The following is an 18,003-nucleotide window of genomic DNA, read 5'->3' as shown; positions in this document are numbered from 1 at the left end:
ACGGCATTCAGCCCGCCCTGCGCCACCGCGCCGATGCGCATCCTGCTGTTGAGCACGGGCCTCAAGCTCGGCGGAGCCGAGCAGCAGGTAGCAGCCCTGGCGCGGCAGTTTGTCGCCATGGGGCACGCGGTCGCGGTCGTCAGCCTGACGCCCGGCCGCGACGTGACGCTGCCGGACGCGGCCACCCTGCTCCAGCTGAATATGCGCAAGACGCCCATGTCGATGGCGAGGGCGCTATGGCAGTTGCGCGCATTCGTGCGGAATTGGCGTCCGGAAATCATTCACGCCCATATGGTCCACGCCAACCTGCTTGCCCGCGCGCTTGCCGCGATTGCGGATACGCCGCCCGTCATCTGCACCGCGCATAGCGCGCGGGAGGGCGGCCGCCTGCGCATGCTGGCGTACCGGCTGACGGATCGCTGGGCCAGCCTGACCACCCACGTCAGCCCCCAAGGGCGGCAGGCCATGGTGGACGCAGGTGCCGTTCCCGCCGCGCGCATCACCGTCATACCGAATGGCATCGATACCTTGCAGTTCCGCCCCGATCCTGCCGCGCGCAGGATCGCCCGGACGGAACTGGGCCTGGCCGAGGACACGCGACTGCTCCTCAACATCGGCCGCCTCGTGCCGGAAAAGGCACAAACCCTCTTGATCGATGCCTTCGCCCGACTGAAAGCCGATACGGCGACGCCTGCCCGCCTGGCGATCGTCGGCGAAGGCCCCGAGCGCCCTGCCCTCGAGCAACGCATTCGCCAGCATCGGCTCGAAGGCAGTGTCACGCTCGCAGGCATGCGCCGCGACGTGGCGGCCCTGCTCAACGCGGCCGACCTGTTCGTTCTTTCCTCGGAAATCGAAGGCATGCCGCTGGCCGTGGGCGAGGCGCTGGCCTGCGCGTGCCCGGTGGTTTCCACCGACGCCGCCGGTGTGGCGGAGTTGCTTGGCGAGTGCGGCGAGATCGTGCCCAGGGGCAACGCCCCTGCCCTGGCCGCGGCCATGCGCAAGGCACTGGCGGCTGGCCAGGGCAGCGCCACCGAACAGGCCGCCCGCCGCCAGCGCATCGTGTCTCGCTTCAGTCTCGAAGCGATCGCCGGCCGGTGGCTGGATTGCTATGCGAGCCTGGCCCGGAGGTCTCCCGCCACCCGTACGGAGCCTGCCTGATGCAACGCAGGGTCGCGCATAACCTGGTGTGGATGCTGGTCGAGCGGGGCCTGCAGATCGGCGCCGGCATCGGCATCGTGGCCATGCTGGCACGCGGGCTGGGGCCGGAGGGCTTCGCGCATATCCAGTATGCGCAGGCCGTGGTCTACATCGCCTCCTCGATCGCGCTGATCTGCGGCGGCGAAGTCGTCATTCCACGCCTTGTCGCCAACCAGGATCCGCTCGCGCAGCATCGCCTGCTGGCCCATGCGTTCCGGCTCAGGCTGGCGGCGGGCGTGCTTGGCTACCTGCTGATGTGCGCCTTCCTGGCGGTCACCGGGCAGACCGTCGAATTCTGGCTGCCGGCCTTGATCATCGGCGTGGCCGTGGTGCTGCGCGAGCCCTTCGGCATCGTCACGGCGTGGATGCAGGCCCATACGCGAACCCGGCCCAACACGCTGTTCAACCTTGCCTCGCTGACGGTGAAGGCAGCCGGTGTCGCGTTGCTGTTTGCCCTGGGTGTCCACAATGTGCCCGCCTATGCGACAGCCTTCTCGCTGGAGCAGGTTGTGATGGCCGTCCTGCTGACAGGTTTCTATCTGGCGCGCGCACCACGCGCCCGCGTCTCGTACGACCCGGCGCTGGTCCGGGAACTATTCAGCAACGGAATGCTGTTCTGGGCCAGTTTCATGCTCATGATGGGCTCGCGCCGGATCGACCAGCTGCTGCTCAAGCCGCTCGTTTCCCTTGGCGAGCTGGGCGCCTATGCGGCGTCGATGCAGATCCTCGATAACTACGTCATGGTCGCCACCATCCTCGCGGCCGGCATCGCGCCGATCTATGTCTACGCGCAGCCCACGCTGGCCCAGGCGCGCCGCAACATCCTCAAGATTGCCGCCGGCATGATGGCCGTGGGCGTCGCGGGCGGCGCGCTGATCGCGCTGGGCGCGCCCTGGATCATCCACCTGCTCTATGGCTCGGCCTTCGCCTCGGCGGCCAGTCTGCTGCAGCTCGCCGCGCTGGCCTCGACGCTGGTCTTCGCCGATGTGGGACTGACCCTGCTGCCGATCTACCTGCGGCGCCCGCGCCTGGTGGCGATCAAATGGGGCCTGGTGTTCGCTGTCACGGTCCTCATCGACATTGTCGCCATTCCGCGTTTCGGCGTGTACGGCGCCATCCTGGGCTACGCCGTCGCCAACCTGCTCTCGGTACTGTTCGGCATCGTCATCTGGCTACGCAGCGCAAATGCGCAGCCCGCCGCGCAGGAGGCCCGAGCATGACGGCGGCATGGCCCCGGCTGTGTTTCCTGACAGGGACATTGAATGCGGTGGCGGGCGCGGAACGGATGACCGCCACCATGGCCAATGCACTCGCCGGGCAGGGGTATGCCGTCACGATCCTGAGTTTGTGGGACGCGGCAAGCTGCTTCCCGCTGCACCCTGCCGTCAGGCACGAGGCACTGTTCGCGAGCCGCCCATCGTTCAAGCGCGCCTATGCCGGCACCGTGGCCGGCATCCGCCGGCACCTCAGGGCAAACAAGACAGACGTGCTGGTGCAGGTGGACCCCATGCTCGCGTTCTTTGCCCTGCCTGCGGCGCTTGGCCTGGGCGTGCGGCACCTCGCCTGGGAACATTGCCACTTCGACGAAGACCTCGGCAAGCCGGCTCGCAGGCTTGCCCGCCGGCTGGCCGCACGCTTTTGCGAGGCCGTGGTGGTGCTGACCGAGCGGGACCGCCGCCGGTGGCTCGAAGCCCTGCGTCCCCGCAGCGCCGTGGTCTGCATCCCGAATCCCCTGCCCTTCGCGGTGCCGGCACAAGCCGCCCCCAGGACGGACAGGACGGTGCTCGCGGTCGGACGGCTTGTCGCCGCGAAGGGTTTCGACGTCCTGCTGCGCGCCTGGGCCGAGGTCGTCCCGCAGGCACCGGGCTGGCGGCTGACGATTGCAGGCGAGGGCGAAGAGCGCGCCACGCTGGAGGCATTGCGCGACGAACTTGGCCTGTCTGATAGCGTAGCCCTACCCGGCATCTATGAAGATGTAACGATAGCTTACAAGCTGGCCTCTGTTTTCTGCCTCAGCTCCCGCTACGAAGGCTTTGGGCTGGTGCTGCTCGAAGCGATGGCGTTCGGCCTGCCGATCGTGTCGACCGACTGCGAGACCGGACCGCGGGAACTGCTCGAGCCGGGACGCGATGCGCTGATGGTGCCGGTTGACCAGCCAGCCGCGCTTGCCCAGGCGCTCGGGCGCCTGATCAGGCACCCCGGGGAGGCTGCCGCACTGGGCGAGGCGGCACGGGAAAAAGCCAGGACATACGCGCAAGAGCAGATCGTCGGGCAGTGGGAAACACTGATTGCCCGGGGCAAGAACCCAAGCGGCGAGCGGTGACGACACCGGGAACCTGGGTTGCCCTTATGACAAGCTTAAATAAGAGGAAACATTCCCCCCTGTTCCTGGCTTGCCCCACCTGTCTCGCCAAGGTATAAAAAAGCCCCGAATACCAAGCAGTTCGCCAGTGTGCCCACCAGAGGCATGCAACTGCCATCTCATGACAATGACACATCGGATCCTTGCACCGCATGTGAGCGCTAGCCCGCCGCACGCCCCCGCGCTGGATGAACAGCGGCCGCTGACAGTCTGGCTGACGGGCTTGAGCGGTGCGGGCAAGTCGACGCTGGCCGATGGAGCGCAGCGAAGCCTAAGCGAGCGGGGCATCCGTTCGCTGCGTATCGACGGCGACCAGTTACGCGCGGGACTTTGCCAGGACCTGCGGTTCTCGGCCGAGGATCGCCATGAAAATGTGCGTCGAGCAGCACAAGTGGCCAGGCTTCTCAACGACCAGGAGGCACTTGTACTCGTATCGATGATCTCGCCAAGCGGGTTCGACCGGCAGACCGCCCGGGAGATCGTGGGCGCGGGGCGCTTTATCGAGGTCTATGTGAGAGCCGATCTGGAGCAGTGCCGTGCACGCGATCCCAAGGGCCTCTACGCCCGCGTGGAGCGCGGCGAGATTGCCCAGTTCACTGGCATCAGCGCGCCTTATGAGCCACCGCATGCTCCGGACCTGACGATTGATACCACCACGGCCAGTGAGGCAAGCTGCATCGACACGCTGGCCCGGCTAATCCTCGGGCGCTGCCTGGGAGACGATGCGACGCAACTGCCACTGGCCACGCCGGCGCTCTAGAAGGCGGTAGCCAATAGTCACCGGATTGGCCCAATGCGGCTCTTCCTGCACGCCAAATGCCTGTAGATGGGCAACGCTTCGCACGCCAGCGCGAGGTTCGCCCGCGAAGCATAGGTCGGAACGCCTCGTTCGCCGCAAATTGACCGGAACGCCGAAAACCGCAGCTTCCGGAATCGGCGGAATGGCCATGGGCGTGTGACATAATTCCTCCCTTTGACGGCATCCTGCGGGCTAGCCGATGTCGCGGCCCGGCCATATCCCCGATTTGCTCCCAGGAACAGGATCCGCAAGCATTCGAAGAAACTGAAAACCGGCCATCCTTGCGCATCCGTCTTCACCGATATGCCAGGCGTGAGCTTCACCGGCCCGTGCAGAGGCAGGCGGCATTGCCTCCCCTACACCGAAGACCACGATAAGAGCGCGATCGGGGCGTTGACCGAGCCATGAGAAAGCCACCCTGCGGCAAGCGGCCGGTACGCCTGATCGATAACAGCGGCGGCTACAGGTACGGCGTGATGGGGCCGACCCACCTCGCCGTCAAGGACCATGGCATCCTGTTGCCCCTTCCCAAGATGATGGCCTTCCCGCCGGTATTCGATTTACCTTGATCAAGAAATGCAGCGACTCCAGGACATAAGACATCGGCTGATGCCGCCCCTTCTTGCAGCCTCCGTGTTGTGCATTTTCGCGGGCCTGTACCACTACTCGTCAGGGTTTCCTGCGTATTGGAAGACCAGGGTTTTCCTTGATTTTCTAGCCTGGATCGTGGCTTCCTCGGGTGTCGCGTGGCTGCTCCGGCAAAATGCGCGAACGCAAGCGCCCTATCTCTTTGCCTGTGCAGTATCCATTTATCTTTTCATCGGCGTCGGCCTGCCGGCAAGTCTTGCTGTCGCCTTGCTCTTTGCCTCGGCCTTCCTCTATGGACGTGCGTTGCTGCGCCTTGTCTTCCGGGAAGAATCCGGTGTGCCCAGCTGGTCTCAGTGCCTGTTCGCAGGTCTGCTCCTATTGCTTGCAGTTTTCGGGGTACTCATTCATTTCCCGGTCAACTACAGAGCGCTCTATCTTGCCATTCTTTCCGCCCCGGTCCTGAGCCTGCTTATTTCGGGAAAACTGCTCGATAACTGGCGCAGTTTTGCCAAGGGAGTGGCAACACGGACGAAGGAACTCGACAATATCCCGTACCGGTATTTCGTACTGGCGGTTATCCTTCTGGGAGCGGTCGCGCGGTACGCATTCTTTCCCACTGTCGGGTATGACGAAAATACCCAGCATTTGAGGCTATGGACCGAGCTTGCGTATCGCCACATTTATTCGTTTGATGTTCTGACCCAGGTGTGGGAGGTGGCCCCGTTTGCCGTTGAACTTCTGCACGCCATCGCTTCCCTGACCGCTGGCGCGGATGTGCGCGGTGCGCTGAACCTTGCGTTCCTGCTTCTGCTTTTCACGCAAATCTGGGCGATTCTCGCTGCGTTCTCCTTGAGGCAGTACGACCGGCTGCTTATATTGCTTCTGTTTGCAAGCACGCCGATGCTTGGCAACCTGATCGGGACTTTGCAAACTGAGTTGTTTCTGGCGCTGATGGTGGCAAGCGGCACCAGGTTCGCACTCGAAGCCAAAGACGGCTGGCTCAGTAGCAGGATTCTTGCTGTCATAGCCATTGCCGCGATGTGCTCCGCAACCAAATTGCCTGGCGCGCTGATTGGAGTCCTACTGATGGCGGCTGCCGCCGCTCAGGTCTGGCTGTCCCGCGACGCGCGGGAGCCACGACAGCGGATCAGGAGCCGAGCCGCCCTATTGCTGTTCGTCTGCCTCGCGATGCTGGTGGCGCTGAATTCTTACCTTACCGCCTGGAAGATTACTGGGAATCCATTTTTCCCGCTTTATAACGGCATATTCAAATCCCCATACTTTGAGGCAAAGAACTTCTCCGACACGAGATGGATCAAAGGTTTCAGCCTGAAGACCTACTGGGAGGTGTTCTTCAGGACATCCGGATTCCTCGAATCAAAGGATTTCGTTGCCGGATTCCAGTATTTGTTCCTGCCATTTATCGCGCTGCTCGTGCTTGCCAGAACACACCGCGCGAAGATGATGATCGTGCTGATACCGCTCATCGGATTCGGCGCTGTGATGTTTTCCATGACCCAATACTGGCGTTATGTTTTCCCCGCGCTTCCGCTCGCCACCGTCTTGATCGGAACACTCCTGTGGCAGGAACCTGCCAACAGGGGACCGGCATTGCATCTGGTTATCGCGCAACGCGTGATTCTTATCTGCATAGCCATCAATCTCTTCTTTCTTCCGGGCATTTCGTGGGTCTTCGAAAGCGCGCCCCAACAGGCCTACACGGAACAGGGACGGCTTGCCATTACTGACAAGATCTCGCCAACAAAGTTGATCACCGCATATTTGAATGAAAGACACGATGGCGCCAGGGTACTGTTTCCCGCGTCCGCGCCGTTCGGTGCTGGCCTGCGGGGTAGTCCTATTTATGTCAACTGGTACGCCCCTGCACGCGAGACCCGCTTTGGCGCAATCAAGAGCCTTGAGGCTGCGGCGAGCTTCCTGAAAGACGAGCAAGTGGGATTTGTGGTTTGGAGCACGTCGGACCGGTACACCCCCGAGAATCCGGAATGGTTCCTGCGCGAATATCTTAGCCGTGCCGGTTACCCCGAATTGCAGGCGAGTGGCTATATTCTGTACCGTGTCGTTGGCCACGACCTGGACTATCGCGAGATTTTCAACCTCCGGAAGCAGGTTTCGGACAATGCGGTGATGGTGGGAAACGACCCTCCCGGGACGCTGGCGACGGTCCCTACCAACGGTGCGACCATTATCCGGTATCACGCGAGCCTCGTTTGCCGGTCGCCGGCAGGGCGCTTTGTGGCTCAGATAAACTGGAATAATGGAACATCCTATTACCGTCTCATTCCTTGCGGCGAGATGCCCTCCGATTTCTCGGAGTCGTTGCCCGTACCCAGCGGCGCATCTCGCGCGGAAATCCGTATTGCAAGACAAGACACACCTGAAATCTCGCTGACTAACTTTACGCTAGAGACAAACTGAAATGAGTCTGACGCACGTGGAGCAGGCTGTTGCCGTGGTCATACCTTGCTACAAGGTGAAACAGCATATCCTGGATCTTATCCGGCGAATCGGGCCGGAATGTTCCAGGATATATGCCGTTGATGACTGCTGCCCCGAGGGCAGCGGGGACTTTGTCAGGAACAATTGCCAAGACCCTCGCGTGGTGGTCCTGCTGAACGACGTGAACCTGGGCGTCGGGGGTGCCGTCATGACTGGCTACCGAGCGGCAATCGCAGACGGAATGGATATTATCGTAAAGGTCGACGGCGACGGTCAGATGGATCCCTCGCTGATCCCGGATTTCGTAGCCCCGATATTGGCCGGCGAAGCCGACTACACTAAAGGAAATCGTTTTTTCAACCTGGAGGAGATTAGTGCAATGCCCAAGGCCCGGCTCTTTGGCAACGCTGCGCTCTCCTTCATGACCAAGCTTTCCTCTGGCTACTGGGATTTGTTTGACCCGACGAACGGTTATACTGCAATTCATCGCGAAGTGGCGCAGAGACTGCCCTTCGGCAAGATCAGCCGCCGATATTTTTTCGAGACGGACATGCTGTTTCGCCTCAATACATTGCGAGCCGTGGTAGTCGATATACCAATGGATGCGATCTATGGCGAGGAAGTCAGCAATCTGAAAATCAGCAATATCATCGGCGAGTTCCTCGTCAAGCATGCACGGAATTTTGCGAAGCGCATTTTCTACAACTACTACCTGCGCGACATGTCACTCGCTTCCATTGAGTTGCCGATCGGGATCGCAATGATGCTGTCCGGCTTCATTTTTGGGAGTTATCACTGGATGGTTTCCGGCGAGAGGGGCTCGCCTACACCTGCGGGCACCGTGATGCTCGCGGCCATCCCCCTCCTGATCGGATTGCAATTCGTCCTTGCCTTTATTGCGCATGACATATCGTCCGTCCCACGGCGGGCAATCCACAAGCGCGCCGTCCGCAGCCGGAAGGGGCTGGCAAGAGAATGATCAACCGCCAGTTCATTATCTTCGTCGGCGTAGGTATTCTTTCCGCCGCGATCGACATCGCCGCAATGCAAACCCTGATCCATTGGGGGATACAGTATGGAGCCGCTGTCTCCGCAGGCTTTGGGATCGGGCTGGTGTTCAACTATGCGTGTCACGCCCGCATCACTTTCAGGGCGCGCAGTTCGATAAGGACGGCCTTCAGGTTCGGCATTGTCGTGCTATCTAACTATTTTATTACACTAGCTTTCGTCGTTATCTCTCAACATCTTTTCGGCAGTGTGATGATAGGGAAAATCGCATCGCTACCTGTCGTTGCGGCCAACGGCTTTATTTTAAGCAGGCACTGGGTATTCAGATGATCACTTTTTCGCCAGTCGGTGTCGAGCAGGATAGGCTGCAGCGCTATCAGGAGCTTTTTCTAAAGTGTTTTCCTGCCTCGACGAAATTTGGTGCGGCCTTCTTGAGGTGGTTATACAAGGACAATCCCGATGGCAAGGTGATCGGGTTCGATGCCTTTGATGGAGATCGGTTGGCGGCCCACTACGTCTGCATTCCGGCAACGGTTCGGGTAGGTGGCGCGCCAGTCAGGGCGCTGCTGTCGTTGAATACGGCGACACACCCGGACTATCAAGGACAGGGCCTTTTCACCAAGCTCGCGGAAATGACATACCGGACTGGGGCCGAGCTCGGTTTTCATTGCGTGTACGGGGTGGCCAATGCCAATAGCACGCCTGGCTTCGTGCGCAAGCTGGGTTTCCAGCTTGTGCAACCGCTGGATGCCATGGTCGGGATGGGGCGACTCGGCATCGATTTTTCCCAAGTGTCGCGTGACGCTCAATTTGAACGAATCTGGACACCGGAATCCCTCAAATGGCGATGCTCCAATCCTGTCAATCCTGTCCATGGCTTTGATCTGGCGGACCGACTCGGACTATACGCCCAGGCTTCCGGCCGACTGCTGTCGGCCTACACAGAATTGCCTTTTCCGGCCGATCCTTGCATAGCGGGGCATGGCGGGCCTCGCTCGCCGCTACGCCTATATTTGGGACTTGTACCCGGCGCTTCCCACCGATTCTCGACGTATGCTCATATCCCGCAACGTCTGCGCCCATCGCCCCTCAACATGATATATCGCCCGCTTGACACACAGGGAACGACGCTGGATAGAGATCATATTCATTTTACCTTTCTAGACTTTGATGCCTATTGAAAAGTACAAGGTGAAGCCGGTTTCAGTATTCCTGTTCGCCCACCAGGACGATGAATTCGGTGTCTACCAGCAGATTCTCACGGAACAACGGTTGGGGCGGCGCATCGTCTGTGCATACTTTACTAGCGGCGTACCGCATGGAGCCGACCCGGCGCGCCGTAACCAGGAGTCGCTGGCCGTACTAAGCCGTCTGGGAGTACAACCGCAGGACGTGGTTTTTGCCGGCGCACAGCTCGATATAGCCGATGGCAAGCTGGTCGATTCGCTGCAGCCGGCATTCGTCTGGACCAAAGCGTGGCTGTCGTCGTTTTCATCCATTGGTGCCGTGTTCGTCCCGGCTTGGGAAGGGGGCCATCCCGACCATGATGGCCTGCATGCCTTTGCCGTTCAGCTTTGCACGGAACTGGGACTGGCCGCCGGCGTCAGGCAATTTCCACTTTACAATGCGCTGCGTTGCCCGCGGCCACTCTTCCGCATCCTGAATCCATTGAGCGAGAATGGCCCGGTCAGCACTACACGGATTCGCTGGCGGCAGCGCATCCGATTCCTGGGATATGCACTCAGCTATCCCTCCCAGCGAGGCAGCTGGATCGGATTATTTCCCTTTCTCCTCTTGCATTACATATTCTCCGGAACGCAAGCCGTACAGGCAATCAGCCGGCAGCGTATCCTTGAGCGCCCCCACGATGGTTTGCTGTATTACGAGCAACGCCGTTTTTCAACCTGGACTTCTCTCAGCTCGAAGATACTGGCTTGGCTTGCAAGTAGACCGCCAGAAACGGGGACTTAGTCGCGGCTGGTGAAGGGCAGATCGACAACCGTCGTGCTACACTCGCCACGGTTCATAGGGTACGGGTAAACGCGTCCTTTCTGCCGGCAACGAGGTGCAATCAGCATCACCCCGAAGCGCGACGACAGATTTGGAATCCCTTACCCTGCGCTCCGCCGTCTGCCCTCGACTGTGCAGAAACCGCGCGCCCGGAGACAGCAGACACCCCGAACGCCCGCGCGTACGCGGCGCCACAAAACTGACTGCGTATGGCACACCTTTTCCGCCCTTGAATGCGGCCAGTTTCCATCCGCACGATGCACGATGATTGGGATATTTGTCGGCTGCGGTACATATACGGTCCCTCTCCAAGAGCGCGTGACTACGCGTGTTCTCCGCACGCTGTTAAAGAAAGCCGATGAGCACTTCAATCAAGAAGACAGTACTGTATTTGATTCTGATTCAAGGGGGTAACTACCTCTTTCCGCTGCTGTTGCTGCCATATCTCGGCGGCGTGCTAGGGGTCAAGGAGTTCGGCGTGCTCGCCTATTGCCAGGCTATCATGCAATATCTGACCCTGCTGACCGACTATGGCTACAACCTGACGGCAACCCGGCTTGTATCCTTGCATCGGGACGACCCGCGCATGCTCAGCGAGGTGTTCTCTTGCACGATGGCAGGCCGGTTCGCGCTCATGCTCGGCGCACTCCTGCTTCTCATAGCCGGTATCGCCTTCGTTCCCGATATCACATCGCACTGGGCGGTTTTCGCCGCGGCCAGCCTGGGCCTGATTGCCAACGCGCTGACACCCTTGTGGCTGTTCCAGGGACTCGAGCGGATGAAATCGCTCGTTCTCCCTACCTTCGTTTCGAAGGCGGCAAGCGTACTTTGCGTGGTCCTCCTGGTGAAGGGCAATGGCGATGCGGCATTCGCGGCGCTCGGCATCAGTCTTGGCAATGTGGTGCTCGCCGCGGCGGCTCTGTTGATCGTGGCCAGAAAGAAGCTGGCGTCATTCGTGGCGGTACGGATGCGGGCCATTTACGACACCCTCACCGATGGCTTCCCGGTGTTCCTGTCAGTCGTGATGGTGAGCTTCTATGTAAACTTCAATTCAATCCTGCTGAATTATTTCTATGGCCCGGTGGCCGTCGGCCAGTTCGCAATGGCTGACAAGATCCGCCTGGCGGCACAAGCGGTCTTCGTGGTCATCGGACAAGCGTTCTATCCTCGCATCAGCCAATACAACGCCATTGATCCAACCGCGGCACGGAAGCTTCTGCGCGTTGCGATGCTTGCGATCTTCGGCTCCGCGGTTGTCATGTTCGCCGTGATTCTGCTAGGTGCGAACTGGGCTGTCACGTTCTGGCTGGGTGAGCAATTCCACTCATCGATCGCACTCCTGAAGTTGGAGGCGGTGCTCTTGCCCATCATCGGTGTCGCACTTGTCTTTGGCAATCTTGGCTTGATGGCCATGGGCAAGACCCGGCTGCTGAAGAATGTGTACGTCGCCGCGACGTGCCTCCACTTGATTTATGTCGTGCCGCTCACCCGCTATCTGGGTGCGCAGGGCACCATCCTTTCAGTCATACTGACCGAGTTGTTCGGGGCTGCCGCATTCGCATGGTTCTATTTTCGCGAGAGCAGGCCAGCCATCGACGAACAGGCGAAGCAGGATGCGCCAGCCTGACCGGTCCTGATCGGATACCTGAATGGGAGTTTGCCAGGCGCCTCCCGCTACACGGGCATGGGAAAACGGCGACTCCCATGCTGCCCGGAGCGCAGCAAGGACGATTCGTGTCGATGTTCCACGGCGTGAAGGCCAATGTGGAGCAGCCTCGGCGAGGTGCTCCACATGCGCCCTTGACGCCCGGGATCAGGCAGATCGCGTCATCCCGATCCGCTCGTCAATCGAACGTATCGGCCTCATCCAATAGTTTCCCCGCCGCATCCTTTGCGGCAAGCGTCGGTTCTGCGTCGATCGGCCACTGCACCGCTACGGTGGGATCGTTCCAGACCAGGCTACGCTCATGCTCCGGATACCAGTAGTCAGTGGTCTTATATAGAACTTCCGCGACATCGCTCATGGCAACGAAACCATGCGCAAAACCCGGAGGTACCCAGAGTTGCCGTTTGTTCTCCTCCGAAAGCACCAGGCCTGCCCACTTGCCGAAGTTCGGAGAACTACGGCGCAGGTCGACCGCCACATCAAACACTTCACCACGCGAAACCCGTACCAGTTTTCCTTGGGGATGCTGGATTTGATAGTGCAAGCCGCGCAGCACGCCCTTGGCGGAGCGGCTGTGGTTATCCTGCACGAATGGCGTGTCGACGCCCGTGACCTCCTGGAAATCTCTCTGGTTGAAGCTCTCGAAGAAAAAGCCCCTGTCATCGCCAAAGACCCTTGGCTCCAGAATCAGGACTTCCGGCAACGCTGTCGGTGTCGCTAAAAAAGGCATCTCCGTCCTCTCTAGTTCAATAGGCCAAGCAGGTACTTGCCATATCCATTCTTGGCAAGGGGCGCGGCCAGCGCCTGCACCTTGGCCGCGTCGATCCAGCCTTGCCCGTAAGCGATCTCCTCCGGACAGGCAACCATCAGGCCTTGCCGCTTCTGCAGCGTAGCAATGAAGCTCGCGGCATCCAGAAGGCTGTCGTGGGTACCGGTATCGAGCCAGGCGTAACCCCGCCCCATGATCTCGACGTTAAGCTCGCCTTGTTCCAGATAGCGGCGATTCACATCCGTGATTTCCAGCTCTCCCCGAGCCGAGGGCTTGATCTCGGCAGCAATATCGCAGACCTGCCGATCATAGAAATACAGGCCTGTCACCGCATAGTTGCTCTTGGGCTGCAGCGGCTTTTCCTCGATGCTGATAGCGGCCTGGTTGCCATCGAACTCCACCACGCCATAGCGCTCGGGATCATGCACATGATAAGCAAACACCGTGGCCCCGCTCTGACGGGAATCGGCATTTCTCAGAATTTTCGGCAGATCGTGCCCGTGGAATACGTTATCCCCCAGAACCAGGGCACAGGAATCGCCATTCAGAAAATCCCGGCCGATAATGAACGCCTGCGCCAGTCCGTCCGGTGAGGGCTGTACCGCGTAGCTGATGTTCATGCCCCATTGATGGCCATCCCCAAGCAACTCAGCGAAACGCGGCGTATCGTGCTGCGTGGAAATCACCAGGACTTCCCGTATTCCCGCCAGCATCAGCGTACTGAGCGGGTAGTAGATCATCGGCTTGTCATAAACCGGCATCAATTGCTTCGAAACCGCCTGTGTAACCGGATAGAGCCGAGTCCCCGCCCCACCCGCGAGAATAATACCTTTGCGTGCTGTCATATATTTTTCCTCGGATCGATTCATCACTGATTCCTCGATCATATCCAAAAAGCGCTCAAAACCCTGCTTTCACAGGGGCCGCTTCGGATAACACAACCATAGCCTCCGCACTCAATTCCCTAAATAGGCAACCGCCTCTCGCAGAGACTTGATGACTGCAGTGGCCCCGTTCGGTGCCTGCTCGTAACTCTTGCCCAGCGGGGGGATAAACAGCAAGTTACGAGCGACACCCGCCGCGATACCGGCTGCAATATCCGTGACCTTGTCTCCGACAAGCACCGATCCGGCAAGATCCACTTCAAAATCCTTGGTCGCCTGCACAAGCATTCCTGGCTTAGGCTTGCGGCAATCGCTGTCCCTCTTGTACTGGCCCACGCCATGCTCGGGGTGATACGGGCTGTAGTAGACCGCATCGACCTCCGCGCCGGCAGCCTTGAAGGCATCCTTCATCCACTCGGTCAGGATCTGGAAGTCTTCTTCGGTGTAATATCCACGCCCAATGCCGGCCTGGTTGGTAATAATAAAAACCCAATAACCAAGCTGCTTTGCGGCCCGACAGAGATCAAAAATCCCATCCAGGAACTCGAAATCGGCCGGAGTCGACACATATCCATGGTCAACATTCACGACGCCATCGCGATCAAGAAACAGTGCTGGCCGTCCCATCATTCCCCAATGCCCGCCAATTCGTCCTGGGCACGCGCGTAATCCTCGGGCACGCCGATGTCGATGAAATACCCCCGGGTTACGAAAACATTGAATTGCTGCTCTTTGACGGCATCCGCCAAATACTCGGTTTCAAACGAAAATGTCCGCCCCAATTCAAACTGATCCAGAATTCCACGCGGCAAGACATAGCATCCGGCGTTGATCAGGCCAGGGCCGGACATTCCCTTCTCCGCGAAACCGAGTACACGGCCGCTCAGGGTATCGAGGCGGCCATATCGCTTTGTGTCGGGCACCTCACGAGCCACGATGATCGGAGCGCGATGGCGACTCCAGTCCAGTTCGACGTCGCCGACCTCCAAATCCAGAAAGGTGTCGCCGTTGAAGACAAAGACATGCTCGCTCTTGCAACGGTTCAGGGCAGCCCGCATGGCTCCGCCCGTACCCAAGGGAACATTCTCGACCTCATAAACCAGTTCCATGCTCCCGAAACTGCTGCCAAAATGTCCCATCACCTTGTCCGCCAGGTAGCCGAGCGACAGCACCACCCGCGTGAAACCTTTGCGCGCCAGAGTTGCCAGGAGAGTCTCCAGGAAGGGCCGACCCGCGACGGGAGCCATGACCTTGGGCACATCCGCCACCACTTCGCGGAGGCGAGTACCGAGGCCACCAGCCAGAATGATAGCCTCCATCAAGCGGCCTCCCCGAAGATCTCATTCTCTATGATTCCGCAAAGAGTATGGCCCAGCACCAAATGCCCCTCCTGGATCTTGGGCGTATTTCCCGAGGGAACTGCCAGCAGATAATCGCAAAGTTCCGTCATGGGGCCACCGCGATTACCGGTCAGGCCAATCGTAGCGATGCCGGATTGGCGTGCCATCTCGAAGGCTTTGAGAATATTTGGCGATTTACCCGATGTCGAATAGCCGATCAGCACATCGCCCGGCTTGCCTTGTGCCTGAACCTGGCGTTCAAACAGTTTCTCGAAGCCGTAGTCATTGCCGATTGCAGTCATGATCGAGGAATCGGTCGTCAAGGCGACTGCCGGAAGCCCGGGCCGGTCGAATGCAAAGCGACTCACAAGTTCCCCTGCAATATGCTGGGCATCTGCGGCACTGCCGCCATTGCCCGCCAGAAGAATCTTGCCACCGGCTTTCAGCGATTTCACGCAAGCCAGAGCGGCCGCCTCGACAACTGCCAACAACGCCCGGTCACCGAGCATCTCGCCCATGATGCGCTGTGTTTCCTTGACCTGCTCAACGATGTAGGTGTTGTTCATGCAATGCTCCATGCTTGGGTGCCGTGCTTGGTAAAATGCGCGTTACTAACCTGGCCTTCATAATTATTCAATGTGCGAATCACTTCCATGCGCCGGTCGGGCGGCACAAAGAACATCATGAATCCCCCACCCCCAGCACCAGAGACCTTACCTGCCGACGCGCCGGCTGAAATAGCGGCATCATAGATCTCGTCGATATGCGGATTGGAGACGGTCCGCGCGCTTTTCTTCTTGTTCTCCCACCCTTGCCGCATGGAATCGACAATCCCGGCAAAATCGCCTTTAAGCAGGCACTCCTTCATCACGAAGGCCTCATGCTTGATGTTATGAAATGTCTCCATAGCATCCTGCTTTCCGGACTGCATATTATCACTTTGATCTGCGATTATCTTGGCCGATTCCCGTGACACGCCGGTGTAGAATAACACCAGTGACGCTTCCAGTTCGCTGATAATCCAGCTCTTGATGCGAAGCGGACTGATAAGCGCCCGTTCTTCCGCGTAAAACTCCATGAAGTTGAAGCCGCCGAAAGTGGCCGAGTATTGGTCTTGCCGCCCGCCCTTCAAGCCACAATCGATGCGCTCGATCTTGAAAGCCATGCGCGCAATGGTGTAGTCATCCAGCGGAAGCCTGAGAAGCTCGGCAAACGCCTTGATCATTGTCACGACCAGAGTCGAGGAAGAGCCGAGCCCCGAACCCGCCGGCGCATCGCAGAAAGTCGTCAACTCGAGCGCCATCGGCACCGAATTATTATAGACCTGCATGATTTCGCGATATACCGCGGCGTGCAGCGCCAGCTTTGAGCCGGTCGACAGAACATCATCGACGCTGTGTTCCGAAACAAGCACCTGGTCGGATGCAACAAATCGGACAATCGGCTCGTCAAGTATCTTTATTACTGCATACGCATATCTATCGATAGTCGCATTCAAAACTGCCCCAGTGTGGATGTCGCAATACGGCGACACGTCGGTACCACCACCGGCAAGACCAAGGCGAAGGGGTGCGCGAGCTCGAATAATCATATAATAATCACCTGAAATACACTCATCCAGACGGGGGGGCACCCCAAAATCATCAACTCAATGCCCTGAATTGGTACAGCATCGTTCTAGCCACGTATCACCACCGGCTCTGGCCGGCTCTCAGATCGTGGGAAAGCGATAATCAGCACCACAAAGCCAAGAAAGAAAGATATCGACTCGTGGGCGCTAGTTGCCAGCGATGTCAGAAGCAAATAAATGACGGCGGCCCTGGCGCGAGGGTCGCCCAGATTGATGCGGCGGCATAGCGCATACATCATCCACAGGAAGAATACGCCATACACAAGAAGGAAATCGAGCAGGGTCGATTTTGTCGAGACGTTGTTCAGCCCTTCAACAATATCAACCACCTCTGAAAAATTGAGCGGGAATTGCGCGCCAAGCCAGTTCATCGCCTCCCCCCCGAAGTGCTGCACAGCCCAATAGAAGCCATAGTAGCCGTAGCCTATCGGATCTGACAGCTGGCCGGCCAAGCCGGCAAGCCATAGCGTGAGACGTGTCGACCCTGAAGTGAAATTGCTAAGGTCATATGCAACGGCTTGCGCTTGCTGGAGACCAACCCAAACCACAACCGGCGCAAAGAGGAGGAGATAGGGGATTTGACGCCGGGTCAGGCTGATGCATAAGAACGCCACCAGGATGCTGATTGCAGCCCCCTTTGAACCGACTACCGCCAACAAGACAACCAGGAAGAGCATGAACACCGCCTGCCGCTTCGCCGAATAGCGGCGTGGCATCTCGGCCAGGAGATAGAGCATCATCGCATACCGCCCGACGAGCGTCGCAAAATGGGAGGTCTCCTGCATGAATCCACGCGCACGTGAATCCAGCGTTTCCTGGTATCCAGCGCCGAATATAATCTCCCTGACAGCCGGTGGCAAACTCCCCGAAAAGAAATCACCAAAGATGTAGCCAACTGCACAAATGACGAGCGCAACGATGAGTGCCGCGCGCAGGTGCTGAATGCGCACATGATCAAAGAACAGCAAGGGCGCCAACCAGACGGCCGACAGCACGAGCAGCGTAGCCGACTTCGTTACATATAGCGGTGTGAATCCGAAAAAAAGCGCGGACAGGAATGAGGCTACGAGACCATAACCAATCAGCCACCAGGCATTAATGCTGATAGCCGAATGAGCACGTCCCTCCACCAGGCGAACCAAGAGCACCAACGGCAGGCAACAAGCGATCAGCAAGGTGCCCGGCGAGGCCGCCAGATAACCGAGCATTTCAGGTCGATAAACCGCACCAAATGCCATCAATGAAATTGACGCCGAAAATGCGATTGACAGCAACCAGGAAATGATCATA

At 59.0% G+C, this 18,003-nt stretch carries 18 protein-coding genes; 11 read left to right on the top strand and 7 right to left on the bottom strand.

Annotated elements, in window-relative coordinates; genetic code table 11:
• Positions 1-33 precede the first annotated feature (33 nt).
• The 11 genes from AC3FOF_RS01340 (at position 34) to AC3FOF_RS01290 (ending at position 12,051) form a co-directional block, all read left to right on the top strand.
• The gene (locus tag AC3FOF_RS01340) at positions 34-1,158 is read left to right on the top strand and encodes a glycosyltransferase (RefSeq protein ID WP_488725682.1); all 1,125 of its coding nucleotides are present in this window, start codon (positions 34-36) and stop codon (positions 1,156-1,158) included.
• Complete coding sequence (locus tag AC3FOF_RS01335) at positions 1,158-2,417, top strand: lipopolysaccharide biosynthesis protein (RefSeq protein ID WP_017230052.1); 1,260 nt, start codon at positions 1,158-1,160, stop codon at positions 2,415-2,417. Before AC3FOF_RS01340 ends, AC3FOF_RS01335 begins: the two co-directional genes overlap by 1 nt.
• On the top strand, positions 2,414-3,520 hold the full coding sequence (locus AC3FOF_RS01330) for a glycosyltransferase family 4 protein (protein WP_488725574.1): 1,107 nt from the start codon (positions 2,414-2,416) through the stop codon (positions 3,518-3,520). The genes AC3FOF_RS01335 and AC3FOF_RS01330 overlap by 4 nt, the downstream gene beginning before the upstream one ends.
• 160 nt (positions 3,521-3,680) lie before the next feature.
• Complete coding sequence (gene cysC, locus AC3FOF_RS01325; protein ID WP_488725573.1) at positions 3,681-4,319, top strand: adenylyl-sulfate kinase; 639 nt, start codon at positions 3,681-3,683, stop codon at positions 4,317-4,319.
• 443 nt (positions 4,320-4,762) lie between these two features.
• Entirely contained in the window at positions 4,763-4,927 is a 165-nt protein-coding gene (locus tag AC3FOF_RS01320; RefSeq protein WP_017230049.1) for a hypothetical protein, read from the top strand.
• Between the two features lie 40 nt (positions 4,928-4,967).
• Positions 4,968-7,385 (top strand): hypothetical protein, encoded by a 2,418-nt coding sequence (locus tag AC3FOF_RS01315; RefSeq protein WP_488725572.1) that lies wholly within the window; start codon positions 4,968-4,970, stop codon positions 7,383-7,385.
• A 1-nt stretch (position 7,386) separates the two neighbouring features.
• Positions 7,387-8,385: a glycosyltransferase family 2 protein gene (locus AC3FOF_RS01310; RefSeq protein WP_276268097.1), complete on the top strand. Its 999-nt coding sequence runs from the start codon at positions 7,387-7,389 to the stop codon at positions 8,383-8,385.
• A complete protein-coding gene (locus AC3FOF_RS01305) occupies positions 8,382-8,744 on the top strand; it encodes a GtrA family protein (protein WP_276268096.1) in 363 nt (120 codons plus the stop codon). Before AC3FOF_RS01310 ends, AC3FOF_RS01305 begins: the two co-directional genes overlap by 4 nt.
• Positions 8,741-9,595: a GNAT family N-acetyltransferase gene (locus AC3FOF_RS01300; protein ID WP_488725571.1), complete on the top strand. Its 855-nt coding sequence runs from the start codon at positions 8,741-8,743 to the stop codon at positions 9,593-9,595. Before AC3FOF_RS01305 ends, AC3FOF_RS01300 begins: the two co-directional genes overlap by 4 nt.
• Entirely contained in the window at positions 9,585-10,385 is an 801-nt protein-coding gene (locus AC3FOF_RS01295) for a PIG-L deacetylase family protein (RefSeq protein ID WP_488725570.1), read from the top strand. Before AC3FOF_RS01300 ends, AC3FOF_RS01295 begins: the two co-directional genes overlap by 11 nt.
• A 397-nt stretch (positions 10,386-10,782) precedes the next feature.
• Positions 10,783-12,051, top strand: coding sequence for an oligosaccharide flippase family protein (locus AC3FOF_RS01290; protein ID WP_017230044.1), 1,269 nt, complete (start codon positions 10,783-10,785; stop codon positions 12,049-12,051).
• Between the two features lie 217 nt (positions 12,052-12,268).
• Here the strand turns inward: AC3FOF_RS01290 and rfbC are convergent, their stop codons facing one another.
• From rfbC to AC3FOF_RS01255, 7 genes are all read right to left on the bottom strand, one after another.
• Entirely contained in the window at positions 12,269-12,820 is a 552-nt protein-coding gene (gene rfbC, locus AC3FOF_RS01285; RefSeq protein ID WP_488725569.1) for a dTDP-4-dehydrorhamnose 3,5-epimerase, read from the bottom strand.
• Positions 12,821-12,831: 11 nt separating this feature from the next.
• Positions 12,832-13,704 (bottom strand): glucose-1-phosphate thymidylyltransferase RfbA, encoded by an 873-nt coding sequence (gene rfbA / locus AC3FOF_RS01280; protein WP_035816487.1) that lies wholly within the window; start codon positions 13,702-13,704, stop codon positions 12,832-12,834.
• Positions 13,705-13,815: 111 nt separating this feature from the next.
• On the bottom strand, positions 13,816-14,373 hold the full coding sequence (gene gmhB / locus AC3FOF_RS01275) for a D-glycero-beta-D-manno-heptose 1,7-bisphosphate 7-phosphatase (protein ID WP_488725568.1): 558 nt from the start codon (positions 14,371-14,373) through the stop codon (positions 13,816-13,818).
• Complete coding sequence (locus AC3FOF_RS01270) at positions 14,370-15,062, bottom strand: nucleotidyltransferase family protein (RefSeq protein WP_488725567.1); 693 nt, start codon at positions 15,060-15,062, stop codon at positions 14,370-14,372. The genes gmhB and AC3FOF_RS01270 overlap by 4 nt, the downstream gene beginning before the upstream one ends.
• Complete coding sequence (locus AC3FOF_RS01265; protein WP_017230039.1) at positions 15,062-15,649, bottom strand: D-sedoheptulose 7-phosphate isomerase; 588 nt, start codon at positions 15,647-15,649, stop codon at positions 15,062-15,064. Before AC3FOF_RS01265 ends, AC3FOF_RS01270 begins: the two co-directional genes overlap by 1 nt.
• Positions 15,646-16,674 (bottom strand): GHMP family kinase ATP-binding protein, encoded by a 1,029-nt coding sequence (locus tag AC3FOF_RS01260; protein ID WP_035816483.1) that lies wholly within the window; start codon positions 16,672-16,674, stop codon positions 15,646-15,648. The genes AC3FOF_RS01265 and AC3FOF_RS01260 overlap by 4 nt, the downstream gene beginning before the upstream one ends.
• Positions 16,675-16,760: 86 nt before the next feature.
• Complete coding sequence (locus tag AC3FOF_RS01255) at positions 16,761-18,002, bottom strand: hypothetical protein (RefSeq protein ID WP_017230037.1); 1,242 nt, start codon at positions 18,000-18,002, stop codon at positions 16,761-16,763.
• Position 18,003 lies beyond the last annotated feature (1 nt).

This window comes from Cupriavidus sp. 96C5-1, from assembly GCF_057798855.1.
Note: the sequence above shows the minus strand (reverse complement) of the source record. Positions and strands in the feature narration are given on the sequence as shown.